Source organism: Actinosynnema sp. NPDC053489 (assembly GCF_044544865.1).
GTDB lineage: Bacteria > Actinomycetota > Actinomycetes > Mycobacteriales > Pseudonocardiaceae > Actinosynnema.
This window is the reverse complement of the sequence record NZ_JBITXT010000015.1, coordinates 50028-63297: the sequence shown is the minus strand read 5'-3', so window position 1 is coordinate 63297 and position 13270 is coordinate 50028. Positions and strand designations below refer to the sequence as shown.

General features: G+C 75.1%; 11 protein-coding genes. 4 read left to right on the top strand and 7 right to left on the bottom strand.

Annotation, left to right across the window (positions count from 1 at the left end; all coding sequences use genetic code 11):
* Positions 1–17 precede the first annotated feature (17 nt).
* Complete coding sequence (locus ACIGNX_RS28775) at positions 18–881, bottom strand: NmrA/HSCARG family protein (RefSeq protein WP_396543943.1); 864 nt, start codon at positions 879–881, stop codon at positions 18–20.
* Positions 882–939: 58 nt separating this feature from the next.
* Between ACIGNX_RS28775 and ACIGNX_RS28770 the strand changes: the two genes are divergently transcribed.
* Positions 940–1407 (top strand): MarR family winged helix-turn-helix transcriptional regulator, encoded by a 468-nt coding sequence (locus ACIGNX_RS28770; RefSeq protein ID WP_396543942.1) that lies wholly within the window; start codon positions 940–942, stop codon positions 1405–1407.
* 49 nt (positions 1408–1456) lie between these two features.
* On the top strand, positions 1457–2659 hold the full coding sequence (locus ACIGNX_RS28765) for an ROK family protein (RefSeq protein ID WP_396543941.1): 1203 nt from the start codon (positions 1457–1459) through the stop codon (positions 2657–2659).
* Here the strand turns inward: ACIGNX_RS28765 and ACIGNX_RS28760 are convergent.
* Genes ACIGNX_RS28760 through ACIGNX_RS28750 form a run of 3 tightly spaced genes read right to left on the bottom strand, consistent with a single transcriptional unit; the run spans position 2656 to position 9505 of the window.
* The gene (locus tag ACIGNX_RS28760) at positions 2656–6858 is read right to left on the bottom strand and encodes an SbcC/MukB-like Walker B domain-containing protein (protein ID WP_396543940.1); all 4203 of its coding nucleotides are present in this window, start codon (positions 6856–6858) and stop codon (positions 2656–2658) included. The genes ACIGNX_RS28765 and ACIGNX_RS28760 overlap by 4 nt on opposite strands.
* Positions 6855–8024, bottom strand: a complete 1170-nt coding sequence (locus tag ACIGNX_RS28755; protein ID WP_396543939.1) for a TIGR02678 family protein — start codon at positions 8022–8024, stop codon at positions 6855–6857. The genes ACIGNX_RS28760 and ACIGNX_RS28755 overlap by 4 nt, the downstream gene beginning before the upstream one ends.
* Positions 8024–9505, bottom strand: a complete 1482-nt coding sequence (locus tag ACIGNX_RS28750; RefSeq protein ID WP_396543938.1) for a DUF2397 domain-containing protein — start codon at positions 9503–9505, stop codon at positions 8024–8026. The genes ACIGNX_RS28755 and ACIGNX_RS28750 overlap by 1 nt, the downstream gene beginning before the upstream one ends.
* Positions 9506–9556: 51 nt before the next feature.
* Here ACIGNX_RS28750 and ACIGNX_RS28745 point away from each other — a divergent pair, with 51 nt between their 5' ends.
* Positions 9557–10525 carry a cobalamin biosynthesis protein gene (locus tag ACIGNX_RS28745; protein WP_396543937.1) on the top strand — a complete coding sequence of 323 codons (969 nt, stop codon included), beginning with the start codon at positions 9557–9559 and terminating at the stop codon, positions 10523–10525.
* Here ACIGNX_RS28745 and ACIGNX_RS28740 read toward each other — a convergent pair.
* The 3 genes from ACIGNX_RS28740 to ACIGNX_RS28730 form a co-directional block, all read right to left on the bottom strand.
* Positions 10467–11270, bottom strand: a complete 804-nt coding sequence (locus ACIGNX_RS28740) for an SURF1 family protein (RefSeq protein WP_396543936.1) — start codon at positions 11268–11270, stop codon at positions 10467–10469. The genes ACIGNX_RS28745 and ACIGNX_RS28740 overlap by 59 nt on opposite strands.
* Positions 11271–11359: 89 nt before the next feature.
* Positions 11360–12193, bottom strand: a complete 834-nt coding sequence (locus tag ACIGNX_RS28735) for a fructosamine kinase family protein (RefSeq protein WP_396543935.1) — start codon at positions 12191–12193, stop codon at positions 11360–11362.
* Positions 12190–12645, bottom strand: coding sequence for a low molecular weight protein-tyrosine-phosphatase (locus tag ACIGNX_RS28730; protein WP_396544072.1), 456 nt, complete (start codon positions 12643–12645; stop codon positions 12190–12192). Before ACIGNX_RS28730 ends, ACIGNX_RS28735 begins: the two co-directional genes overlap by 4 nt.
* Before the next feature lie 89 nt (positions 12646–12734).
* Between ACIGNX_RS28730 and ACIGNX_RS28725 the strand changes: the two genes are divergently transcribed.
* The gene (locus tag ACIGNX_RS28725; protein WP_396543934.1) at positions 12735–13211 is read left to right on the top strand and encodes a hypothetical protein; all 477 of its coding nucleotides are present in this window, start codon (positions 12735–12737) and stop codon (positions 13209–13211) included.
* Positions 13212–13270 lie beyond the last annotated feature (59 nt).

The window sequence follows — 13270 nt, the reverse complement described above, 5'->3', positions numbered from 1 at the left end:
CGGCGCGTCGCCGCGGATCACGCCGGTTGGAGCAGGGCGGGCCAGTTCAGCGCGCGCACGAAGTCCGCGTACCGGTGCCAGGTGACCTCCGGCAGCTCGGCGTGCAGCCGGGGCAGGTCGACGTCGGTGCCGACCTCGGTGAAGTAGCGGAACATCGCGGCCAGGTCGGCGGAGTGGCGCGCCACCACGTCCAACGGCGGGCGGTGGTGGCGGATCGGGCGGCCGGTGGCGGCCGTCAACGCCTCGGCCATGCCCGCCGGGGTCAGGGCCTCGCCGGCCAGGTCCAGCCGCCTGCCCGCGAACCGGTCGGGCTGCTCGAGGGCCAGGGCGGCGACGGCGGCGATGTCGCGCACGGCGACCAGGTGCAGTGGGCGGTCCGACGGCATGGGCAGGTGCAGCGTGCCCTGCCGCAGGCCGGTCAGCGTCCAGTCGCCGAACTTGTCGTCGATGAACGCGGCCGGGCCGAGGACCGTCCACCGCGGACCGGCGTTGACCAGGTGTTCCTCGATGCGCTGCTTGCTGTCGAAGTGCGGCACGCCGGTGCCGCGGTCGGCGTTGGACGCCGAGGTGAACACGATGTGCTCGACGTCCCGGGCGGCGTCGATCAACGCGGTGCCGTGCCGGGTCTCGGTGTCCGGGTCGCTGCCGAACGGCGTCGTGACGGCGAAGACCGCCCGGACGTCGCGCAGGGCCGCGCGGAGGGACGCCGGGTCGTCGAAGTCGCCGGGCACGACGTCGGCTCCCCACCGGCGGAGTTCCCGAGCCGCGGCGCTGTGCGGGGTGCGGGTGAGGGCGCGGACGCGGTGGCCGCGGGCCAGGAGCGCGCGGGTCACCGCTCCGCCTTGGGCGCCGGTCGCGCCGGTGACCAGAATAGGTTCCATGCGCAAAGGTTGACTATGGAAGTGTTTGCCCGTCAAGTGAGTTTGGTAGGCTTCGGCCGTGCACGAGCCGAGTGACGCCCTGCTCGCCTGGCTCTACGCCCAGCAGGGCGTGGACGCCGTGCGGGTCGCCATGGAGAAGCGGATCGAGGCCGCGGCCGGGTGCTCGCTGCTGGAGCACGAGGCGCTGTACCGGATCGACATGAACGGTCGGCTGCTGATGTCGGAACTGTCGGACCTGCTCGCGGTCAGCCCCAGCGGCGTCACCCGACTGGTGGAGCGGCTCGTCCGGCGCGGCTGGGTCGCCCGCGAGCAACCACCCGACAACCGCCGGGTCGTGTACGCCGTGCTGACCGACGAGGGGCGGCGGGTCGTGGACGCGACGAGCGCCCCCGCGTACCGCGAATCGGTCGCCGAGGAGTTCGCGGCCGCGCTCAGTGACCGCGACGTCGCCGATCTGAAGCGCATCGGGCGGAAACTGCTGGAGGCGCACGGCAAATGGGGCACCAAGCGGTTCGCAACCGACTAACGTCGGGACTTCGACGCGCCCGTGTGGCGGCCGTGGTCCTACTCGCCCGATGGGGGTCGCCGTGCACCGCAAGCTGACCGTGCGCGACCTGCGCGCCGGAAACCGGGCGCGGGTGCTGCGCGCGCTGTACTTCGACGAACCGCGCAGCCGGCAGGAGCTCGCCGGCCTCACCGGGCTCAGCCAGGCGTCGGTCAGCAACGTGGTCGCCGAACTCATCGCCGACGGCGTCGTGGTCGAGGCCGGGCAGGTCGACTCGGACGGCGGGCGGCCGCGCGTGCTGCTGCGCGTGAACCCGGCGCACGCGGCCGTGGTGGGCGTCGACGTCGGCGAGACGCACGTGCTGGTCGAGGTGTTCGACCTGACGCTGCGGCGGCTGGCCGAGGCGACCTTCCCGATGGAGCCCGACGCCCACTCGGTGGACGACGTGGCCCGGCGCGTCCTGGAAGGGCTCGACCGGTGCCTCGCGGCGAGCGGGGTGGACGACGTGCTCGGCGTCGGCATCGGCGTGCCCGGCCAGGTCGAGCACGGCCTGGTGTACGCGCAGACCGTCGGCTGGCACGGCGTCGAGCTGGAGCACCTGCTGCGGACCGGCACCGACCTGCCGCTGTTCCTGGACAACGGCGCGAACACGCTCGGGCAGGCCGAGGTGTGGTTCGGCGCCGGTCGCGGCACGGGTGACGCGGTGGTCGCGCTGATCGGGTCGGGCGTCGGCGCGAGCGTCATCACCGGCGGCGTGCTGTACCGGGGTTCGTCGGGCGGCGCGGGGGAGTGGGGGCACACGACGGTCGCGCTGGACGGCCGCCCGTGCCGGTGCGGCGCGCACGGGTGCCTGGAGGCGTACATCGGCGCGTCGGCCGTCGTGCGGCGGTACCGCGCGGTGAAGGCCGACGTGCCCGCCGAGCAGGAGGCGGCGCTGGCGGCGCTGGTCGAGGACGGGTCGCGCGCCGCCCGGGACGTCCTCGCCGAGACCGCCCGCTACGCCGGCCTCGGCATCGCGAACCTGATCAACCTGTTCAACCCGTCGCAGGTCATCGTGGGCGGCTGGGCCGGCCTGCTGCTGGGCGCGCGGATCCTCGACGACATCCGCGCCCAGGCCTCGCGCCACGCCCTGCACCGACCGTTCGAGCAGGCGTCGATCACCCTGTGCGAGCTGGGCCCGGAGTCGGTCGCCCTGGGTGCGGCGACGCTGCCGGTGGCCGAGTTCCTGGCCGCGGGCGGTGTGCGCCGCCGCGCGGCCAGCCGCGCCGTCTAGGGGTCGATCCGGTCCAGCGCCGCGCCGTCCCACGTGGTCTGCGTGCACGCCACGCCGCGCCCGTTCTTGGGCCGCAGCACGTCGTAGATGTGCATGCGGGGGATCTTGTCGGACACGCCCCAGCCGCTCGGCCAGGTGATCACCCAGTCCATGTCGAGGTCCACCAGCAGGCCCAGCATGCGCGCGATCGTCGGGTCGTCCAGCCGCTCGAACGCCTCGTCCAGCAGCACCAGCCGCAGCGGCGAGAACTCGCCGCTGACCGCGTCGTAGAACGACGCCGCCGCCGCGAACAGCGTCACGTACGAGATGAGCCGCGTCTCGCCCGACGACAGCTGGCGCAACCGGCGTTCGCGCGGGTTGCCGTCCGGGCCCGTGTCGGCGACCGTGACCGTGAACTGGTGCCACGTGCGGTAGTCCAAGGCGCGCGACAGGATCTCGGCGTAGTTGCCCGTGTGGGCGTCGCGTTCGGCTTCGATGCGTTCGGTGAACACGCGGCGCAGGGTGGCGTCCTGCTCGGGGTCGCGCTCCGCGTACGGCAGGCGGACCAGCGCCAACGCGTCGCGCGTCTCCTCCTCCAGCGCCGCCGACGGCTTCCACGCCAGCTTCACGTGCACGCCCTGGCTCGACCGCGCCTTGCCGAGCACCTCGTTCATCCGCTTGCACAGGTCCTCGGCGACGGCGATCTGCCCGCGCAGCCACTCGGCCAGGTCGCGGATCAGGTAGTCGGCGAAGATGTTCTGGTACCGCTCGTCGAGGAAACCGCGCTGCTCGGCCAGCTTCGCGGTGACCTGCCGCGCGGCGACGGCGACCGGGCGGGCGCCCTCCTCGCCGGTGACCGTGACCGTGAGCAGGCCGACGTGCTGCTCGGCGGCGATGTCGTGGCTGCCCGCCAGCGACGTCTGCAACGCCTGCAACTTGGTGATCACCGTGGCCTCGCCCGCGCCGCGCCGGTCGGACGCCGCGAGGGCCGCACGGACGGACGTGACGTCCTCAGGGACGTCGGGGAGCGCGGCGACGAGGATGCCCGGGGCCCGCACGGTGGCCTTGAAGTGCTCGGTGGCGCGGGTGAGGGCGTCGCGGGCGGTGGCGAGCTGTTCGGCGGACGTTTCCAGCTGCGCGGACAGCTTCGCTGCCTGCTCGCGCGCCGACGCGACCTGCTCGCGGACCCCCTTGAGCTCATCGCGCATCTCGCGCCGTGAACGCTCCAGAGTGGACAGCTGGTCCGCGATCTCCTTGGCCTCGCCGCCGATCGCGTCCGTCAGCTCCGCCAACGTCGACGCCTGCGACCCGTAGTCCACGCACCGCGCCTGCGCATCGGCCTCCGCCGCGACCCGGTCCTCCACCGCCGCGTGGTACCGGTGCGCCGCGTCGGTCAGGTCGGCGACCGTGCTGCGGCACTGACGGCGCAGCACGTCGCCCAACCGGTCGGCCGTGCGTTGGGCCTCGGCGGCCGCCTGCTGCGCCTGCCGGAGCCCGTCGGTGGTCGCCGGCAGGCCCGCGTCGCCGGCTTGCCGCACGACCTCCGCCGCGGCGGCTTCACCGCGGGCCTGGGCGGTGGCCAGCTCGTCGCGCAGCTCCTCGGCGCGGCGGGTGGCCCGGTCGGCGGATTCCTGCGCGGCCTGGAGGCGGCCGTGCCGGGCGACCAGCTCGCGGTCGGCGGGGAAGCGGTCGAGGTGGGCCTCCCACTGCCCGACCCGGGCGTGCGCGGCGGCGAGGTCGGCTTCGGCCGCGCCCAGGTCGGCGCGCAGGGTGGCCAGCTCGTCCTCGAGTTCCGCGATGCGACGGCGGCGGGCGGCTTCGCGGGCACCGGCCCCGATGAACTCCGCCGCGTCCTTGTGCCACGCGCCGGTCAGCACGCCCGCCCGCCAACGCCCGTCCGGCGACACCGCGAAGCCCGTGCCGGGGGCAGGGGGCGGGGTTGCGTCCGCGTCCGCGGGTGCAGGAGTGGGCGCGGGAGCGGCGGGGGCCGGGGGCAGGGGGTGCAGGCTGACCGAGGCGAGCAGGTCGGCGACCGCGGCGGCGGGGACCGGGGAGTTCGGCTCGACGGCCGGGATCAGGACCGTCGCCAGGGACGGGCCGTCCACCGGGGTGCCGGGCACGGCCAGCGGGGTGCTGGGCACGGCCGGCGGGGTTGGGCGGTCGGGGGTGGTTTCGGCGGGGCCGCTCGTTTTCAACCGAGGTGTGGTAACGGTGTTTCCGTACACTTCGGCGGATTCTTCACCCGGAAGTGTCGCGGTGACCCAGGCGTCCAGCAGGCCGGACGCCTCCAGGGCCGCCTCCAGACCCGCCCGCGACGCCTCGTCCACCGACGGGTGGAAGTCGACCAGGCGGTAGAACGGGGCACCCGTGGCGCTGTCCCGGTCCGCCGCCGTGAACCGGCCCCGCACCGGGGTCCGGCCCGTGCCCGACCGCAGGGCCGACAGTTCCGCGTCCAGGGCGTTGATCGCGGTGGCCAGGTCCTTCCGGCGCTGGGAGACCGCGTGCGCGTCGGCGCGGGCGGCCGTGACCGAGGGGCTCGCCCACTCGCGCGCCGCCGTGGTCAGAGCGCGCGCCGTGGTCGGGTCGGCCGAGTTCGGCAGGGGGAGCGGGTGCTCCGGGGGCGTCTCCGCCAAGGGACCGGAGGTGCGCCACGAGTCGACGTCGGCCAGCCACGCCTGGGCGACCTCCGCCAGCTCCCGCGCCTCCTGGTCGCGCAGCGCCGCCGCCTCGGTCGCCGCGTGCCGGGCATCCCGCGCCGTCTGCCGCAGCGCGTCCACCTCCCGCCGCGCCGCGTCCAGCTCCGCCGCCCGCGCGGCCAGCGCCAGGGCCAGGGCACCGCGCTGCCGGGCCGCCGAAGCGACCTCCTCCGCCCGCGCCGCCGCCTCCTCCAGCGCACCGGCCTCCACCGAGACCTCGGGCGGCACCCGGCGTTCGATCGGCAGCGGCTCGCTCTCCGGGTCCGGCTTGGCCCGCACCGACTCGGTGCGCACGACCGCGTCCGAAGTGGACACCCGGGGCAGCTCCGGCACGGTGTCCGCCGACAACCCGGCCACGCGCAGGTGGTGGCGCAACGGCTCCACCAGCTCCCGCGCCGACCCCAGGTCCTCCGCCAACCGCCGCAGCAGCCGCAGCACGCCGTCGACGGCGCCGTCCTCCTGCAACCGCTGCCTGTTCGCCGTGTCCAGCGCCGCCACCGCCGACGAGCGCTTCTCCGCCACCAGCTTCTCGCGGGTCCGCAGGTCCTGGAGGTCGCGGAACGCCGGCAGCTCCTTCAACGCGCCGATCGTCTCCTCGGCCCGCTGCTCGCCGGCCTCCAGCGACGCCAACGAGTGCTCCGCCGCCGCCCGCGCCGACAGCGCCTCCTCCAACGACGCCGACAGCCGGGCGGACGCGCGTTCCAGCCTGCGCACCCCGTCCTCGGCCGCGCCCACCTTCTCCGCCGCCGCCCGCAACCCGCCGAACGCGTAGTCGGAGTACGTCTTCAGGAACGTCCCCAGCGCCGCGTCGGCCGACGACAGCCGCGTGATGTTCTCCCGGATCGACTCCAGGTCGTCGAACGACGTCGCCAGCTGCTCGACCATCGCCTGGTCCAGCGGCGGCAGCGCGTCGGACAGGATCTGCTCCAGCTGCCCCTCCAGCACCTTCAACCCGACGTCCGGGTTGCGCAGCGTCCGCTGGAGGTGCAGCAGGTCGCCGTAGCGGGGCGCGGGCACGCCGTACACGGTCTCGGCGACGCGCGCCCGGAACGCCGCCTCCTCCAGCACGCAGTCCGCGCCGATCAGGTCGCGCAGCTGCGCCGGGCCGAGCGGCGTGCGGTCCGCGCCCACCAGCGCCAGGCCGTGCCCGACGCGGGACGGGGTGACGAACCGCCACGAGTCGGTGATGGCCTGCGAGGTCTTGGAGGCCTTCACCCCCAACCCGCAGGTCAGGAACTCGTCGTCACCACGGGTCAGCTCGACCCACGCGTAGCCGATCCGGTTGGGCCCGCCGTCGTAGTCGTCCAGCATGAGCCGCCGCAGCGACACCGTGTCGAAGCCCTTGGAGCCGACCTGCCGCAGGTCGCCGTCCAGGCACAGCGGCAGCAGCAGCTCCAGCGTGCGCGACTTGCCCGACCCGTTGGTGCCCTGGAAGATCGCGCGCCCACCGGAGAAGTCGAACGTCTGCTCGGTGTACTGCCAGATGTTGACGATGCCGCCCCTGTGCAGCCGCCACCTGTTCACGCGGTCTCCTCATCGAACAACGACCAGCTGGGCACGTCCGGCACGACCACCGGCTCCACGTCACGTTCCGGGTCGCCGTCGGGCGCGGGCAGCCACCGGTGCGCGGCGGCGTTGAGCAGCCACCCCTCCTCCGACGGGACCGCCAACCCCATGCGGCGCAACAGCTCCAGCACCTCGGCGACCAGCCGGTCCAGGTCCTCGGTGAACTGCTTGGACCACGCGGTCGGGTAGTCCTCCACCAGCCGCTCGCACACCGCCCGCAACGCCGGCACGGCCACGACGTGCCGGCCGTCGGCGGCGCGCGGCTCCGAGTCCAGCAGCTCCGGCAGGGCCAGCAGCGCGAGCCGCGCCACCGTGGACGTGCCGGGGAAGTACAGGTCGGTCAGGTAGTCCTCGGGGTCGGCGGCCAGCACGCCCTCGACGCGGCACTCGGTGCGCAGGCCGAAGCACGTCTCCAGCAGCGACGTCTCCTTGCGCTGGTTGCGCCGCAGCCACTCGGCCTGCTCCGGCGGCAGGTCGGCGTACAGCACGACCGGGTCCTCCACGAGCTTGCGCCGCACCGCGTGCTCCACCCCGCGCGGGCCGGGCCGGGCGGCCAGCTCCACCAGCCGCCCGGGGGAGGACGCCTCGCCCACCGGCCCGGTCAGCAGCTGCCCGAGCAGGTCGGTGTCGACGGTGATCAACGCCTCGGTGTGCACGTCCACCGTGCCCTCGGTCTCGTGCAGCACGCCCAGCGACACGAGGTGCCGCAGGGCCGCCGTCAGCGCCCGCCGGTCCGCCACGTCGTCCACGACGGTGAGCCCGGCCTCCACCGCCGCCGCGCGCACGTCCGCGACCAGCCGCGACAGCAATGCCTGCCGCCCGACGCCGGTCAGCACCGCCATGGTCAGCGCCACGTACGCGTACCCGCGCGGTGACATGCCCAGCACGCCGCGCGAGTCGTCCGCGCCCGGCCCGGACTTGTAGAGCCGGGCGAACCGCCGCTCCACCACCAGCCGGTAGCCCAGCAGGCGGGCGAACAGGTCCTGCAACGCGGCCCGGTGCCGGTAGACGAGCGACAGCAGCTCGCCGTCCGGCCCGTCCGCGCGCAGCAACGGCCGCCGCAGCAGGGTGCGCGCGCAGCGCACGACGTTCGCCGCGTCGATCTCGGAGAGGCCGTCGAACATCAGTCGAGCACCAGCGTCGAGTCGTGCAGCGTCAACGTGCCCGCCGCCGAGCGGATGCGGGTCGACCGACCGGCCGCGTGCTCCACCGTCACGCGCAGCCCGCGCACCGGGTCGGTCGCCGAACCCGGGTCCGCCGCCGTGTCGCGCTGCGCCATCGCCAGCGTCAGCAGCTCGCACAGCACGCCGAGCGCCTCGCCGGACAGGGTGGTCTCGGCCAGCCGGGGCGCGGCGACCGCCAGCTCCGCCACCGAGGCCGCGCGCCGCTCGTCGGCCTCCCGCGCCTCGGCCAGCAGCGACTGCTCGGTCATCGGGTCGTCCAGGATGCGCGACGTGCGGCCGCGCGCACCCCGGTCGCCGCGGCTGCGGACGCTGACCTGCACGTCCACCACCGGTCCGTCGCGCCACGGCGTGCGCTCGTTGTCGCGGTCGTGCTCCGGGGCGGGGGACACGTGCCGCGCCGAGTACAGCCCGAACGCCGCCGCGTACAGCTCGTGGGCCTGCTCGCGGGTGCCCGAGTCGAACCACGCGGCGAGCTTGAGCAGCTCGGCCCGCCGGCTCGGGAGCAGCCCGCCGCCGGACGTGGCCCGCTTCACGCTGGCCAGCAGCGACCCGATCGCCCGGGCCGTGGCCTCGCGCAGCGCCGTGACCTGGCTCGGCCGGCCCGGTCGGTCCACGAACCAGTCGGTCAGCTCCTGCCAGTCCGCGGCCGACCGGCCCCGCGACCGCTCCACCCGCTCGCCCAGGTCGGCCCGGCCCAGCAGGCGCAGCAGCTCCGCGCGCGCCGAGTTGACGCGGGCCAGGGCGTCGGCGATGGCCGGGGTGTGCCGCAGCACGTCCTCCACGACCATCTGGATGTACTCGACCAGCAGGTTGCGGAACCCGGAGATCTCCTCCGGCGCGAGGTGGTGCCGCGTCACGACCTGACCGAGGTAGGCGTAGAAGTCGCGCACGGTCGCGGCCAGCTCGGCGTGCTGCAGGAACAGCGTGGTGACCTGCTCGGCCAGCACCTCGCGCGCCCGGGGCGCGCCGCTGACCAGCGCCTCCGACAGCGACCGGCCCAGCCGGTCCAGGCCGCGTTCCACGGCGGGCAGCAGCTCCCGCGACACCTCCCGCGCGCCCTCCGGCACGCGCAGCAGCTCGTCCACGTCCCGCTGCACCCGCACGGCGAGCTTGCCGACCTGGTAGCGCACGCTGCCGTGCTGGAACTCGGCGATGCTGGTAGCCACGACCTCGCGCCTGCCCTGCACCAGGTTGCCCCACTCGACGAGCTGCCGGAGCCGGTTGATCACGTTCTCGATGCGCGACTCGCCCGGCTCGACCCGGCCCTCCCGCTCCGCGCCCGCCAGCGCGCCGGCGACCTCGCCCGCGGACAGGTCGGCCAGCAGCGTCGACGTGAACAACCGCATGATCGCCAGGTACGTGCGCTGGTGGTCGCGGGCGTCCAGGTACGCGTAGAGCTTGAGGCGGCCGGCTGGTTCCACGGTGCGCCACCCTAGTGCGGCGGTCCGACGGGTGCGGGCTACCGTGCCCGTGTGAGTCTGGGGCGCGCGGTGGGGTTGGTGCTGGGCGTGGCCGCTGACGCGGTGCTCGGCGATCCCCGGAAGTACCACCCGGTGGCGGGGTTCGGACGTGCCGCGGCGGCACTGGAGCGCGAGTCGTACCGCGACCACCGGGCGGCCGGCGCGGTCCACACGGCGGCGCTCGTCGGCGGCACGGTGCTCGCCGGTCTCGCGGTGGAGCGGCTGGGCAGGCGCGGCCAGGTGGTCGAGGCCCTCACCACGGCCGCCGCGACCTGGGTGGTGCTCGGCGGGTCGTCGCTGGCCGACGAGGGCACGGCGATGGGCCGCGAGCTGGACGGCGGCGACCTCGACGCGGCGCGCAACCGCTTGCCCAACCTGTGCGGGCGCGACCCGAGCAGGCTCGACACGACGGGGCTGGCCAAGGCGACCGTCGAGTCCGTGGCGGAGAACACGTCCGACGCCGTGGTCGCGCCGCTGTTCTGGGGCGCGGTCGCGGGCGTGCCGGGGCTGCTGGGCTACCGCGCGGTCAACACCCTCGACGCCATGATCGGCCACCGCGACGACCGCTACCGCCGGTTCGGCTGGGCCGCGGCACGGCTGGACGACGTGGCGAACCTGGTGCCGTCGCGGCTGGCGGCGCTGCTCACGGCGGCGGGCGCGCCGGTCGTCGGCGGGTCGGCGGGCGAGGCGTGGCGCACCTGGCGGCGGGACGCGAAGGCGCACCCGAGCCCCAACGCCGGTCAGGTCGAGGCGGCGTTCGCGGGCGCGCTGGAGGTCCGGCTGGGCGGTCGCACGGTGTACGCGCACGGCGCGGAGGACCGGCCGGTGCTCGGGCACGGCCGCAACCCCGACGCCGGTCACGTCACCCGGGCGGTGGAGCTCTCGCGCGTGGTCGGCGCCTCGGCGGCGGCCGTCACGGCGGTCATCGCGCTGGCGCGGCCTCGTCTTCGGCGAGCTGTTCGGCGACGGACTTCCGCCTGACCCGCGCCTTGCCGGCGTCGTCGCGCAGCGCGCCGCCGGGGCGGATCTCGCGGACGGTGAAGTACAGCCAGCCGCCCAGCGCCATCGCGCCGAACGCGATCCACTGCAACGCGTAGGAGAAGAACGGGCCCGCGTCGAGCTTGGGCAGCGGCAGCGCCTCCTCGACGCCCGGCTGGCCCTCGGTGAGCTGGAAGTAGCCCGGTCGGACGTCGAGCCCGGCGGCCCGGCCGACCACGGCCGAGTTCACCGAGTACACCTGCCGGTGCCGGTCCTCCTGGAACGCGTCCCGCGTGTCCGACTCGTCGCGGCGGGCCAGCGCGACCACCGTCACCTCGCCGGTCGGCACGGGGGCGAGGTCGGGCACCCTGACCCCGCTGACCGGCCGCACGTACCCCCGGTCGACCAGCACGACCGGCCCGCCGGTCAGCTGGAACGGCGTCAGGACCTCGAACGCGGCCTCGCCCTGCACGGTCCGCAGCCGGGCCACCGCCTGCCCGTCGGGCAGGTAGTGGCCGGTGAGCGTGGCGCGTCGCCACTCGACCTCGGCGTTGGGGCGGTCGAGCAGCTCGGCGACGGGCACGGGGTCGGTGCGCAGCGAGGAGGTGACCGCGTTGTTCTGCGCCTCGCGCTCGGCGTCGCGGTGGAACTGCCACGGCGCCAGCAGCGTGAAGCACGCGCCCGCGAACACCCAGACGGCCAGCGTCAACGCCAGCCAGCCGGGCTGCAACAGGAACCGGAACCGCACGTGACCACGGTAAGCCCTGCGCCGTTGTGACCCGCACCCGGTCGAAGCGGGCGGCGTTCCCGGGGTCCGAACGCCCCGGTCCCGCGGGCTCACCCCGGCAGCGAGCGGGCCGCGGCCAACGCCTGCCGGGCGTAACCGCGGCCGAACAGCACGGCGTGCACCAGCAGCGGGAACAGCTGGTGCAGCGGCACCCGGTCGCGCCACCCGGCGCCCAGCGGCGCGGCCTCGTCGTAGGCGGCGAGCACCCGGTCGAGGTGGGGGCAGCCGAACAGGGCGAGCATGGCCAGGTCGCTCTCCCGGTGGCCGCCGTGCGCCGCCGGGTCGATCAGCCACGCGCGGCCGTCGGCGGCCCAGTGCACGTTGCCGCTCCACAGGTCGCCGTGCAGCCGGGCGGGCGGCTCGTCGGGCGCTTCGACGCGGACGGCTTCCACGACGCGGGCCTCGGCGGGGGTCAGCGCGCCCGCGTCGACGGCCAGCCGGGCGTAGCGGGCGATCCGGTGCTCGGCGAACCACCGCGCCCAGTCGCCGGAGGCGGTGTTGCGCATCGGGGCGAGGCCGATCGCCGCGTCCACCGGTCCGCCGGGCGGTGGCGCGCCGAACGCGGGCGCGCCCGTCGCGTGCAGCGCGGCGAGCCGGCGGCCGAACTCCTCGGCGGCCCGGGGCGACGGCTGCCCCGACGCGATCCGGTCCAGCGCCAACCAGGGGCCGCGGTGGCCGCGCAACCGCGGCACGGGCGGTCCGGCCGGCTCGGCCAGCCACTCCAGCGAGGCCGCTTCCGCCGCGGCCGCGTTCGACCTCTCGTGCCGCTTGACGACGACCGGGTCGCCGTCGGCGAGGTCGACCTCCCACACCGCGCCGCCGAGCCGCCGCACGCCGACGACGCGCCCGCCGGTCAGCTCCCGTGCCGCTTCCCCCGGGGTCACAGGCGTTCGCGCACCCACGCCAGCAGGCCGGGCACGGACGCCTCCACCATGTCGACCACGCGGTCGAAGCCCTCCTTGTCGCCGTAGTACGGGTCGGGCACGTCCACGCCGTCGGCGTCCGGGTCGAACGAGCGCAGCAGCCGCACCCGCCCCGGGTCGCCGACCATCCGCCGCAGCGCCCGCGCGTGCCCGGAGTCCAGCGCCACCAGCAGGTCCGCGTCCAGGTGGTTCTCGCCCACCTGCGCGGCGACGTGCTCGGTCGGGTAGCCGTTGTCCGCCAACGACCGCTCGGCCCGCGGGTCGGCCGGATCGCCCACGTGCCAGCCGCCGGTGCCCGCGCTGGTCACCTCCACGAGGTCACCCAGCCCGGCCCGGCGCAGGTGCTCCCGGAATATGATCGCGGCCACGGGGGAACGGCAGATGTTGCCGGTGCAGATGAACGAGACGGTCAGCGTCACGGCAGCGCAGTCTGCCAGGTCGGCGGGCCCGGGCGCGGTGGCCGCGACCCTCGAATCGACCGGCTCGCGTTGGGAGTCCAGGCATGTCCGGGGTCGTGGTCGGTGTCGTCGTGCTGCTCGTCGCCCTGGTGGCGGGCGCGGTGGCGGTGGTCGTGGTGCGCCGCCGCTCGTGGCCCGAGACACCCGCGTTCGCCCGGCCGCGGCCCGTGACCTCGCCCGGCGGGCTCGCCCCGGACCCGAACGCCGGATTCTTCGTCCACCGCCGTTTCGGGTTCCGGAAAAGCCATTTCTTCGTCGGCACGGGGTGCCCTCCGGTGCTGGTCGCGGATTTCTCGTCACTCGACGTGTTGCGTCGGGAACAGCCTGTGCGCATTGCCCGGTACGGCATTCGGGTGTGGTGGTGGTTCGAGGACGATTTCTACCGCGAAGCAGCCGGCCTGGGGGCCGACGACGTGCGAACATGGGTGCGTGAGCGGGAACGGAAGCGGTTGGCCCGACAGGACCGGGCGCGGCTGCTCTCAGCGGCCGAGGAGAGTCTCCGAAAGCGCGATAACGAGTAACGCGCGGACCCGTGATTCCGACGCCAATGGTGTGGTGAATGCGTCGGGGAGGAACGGGA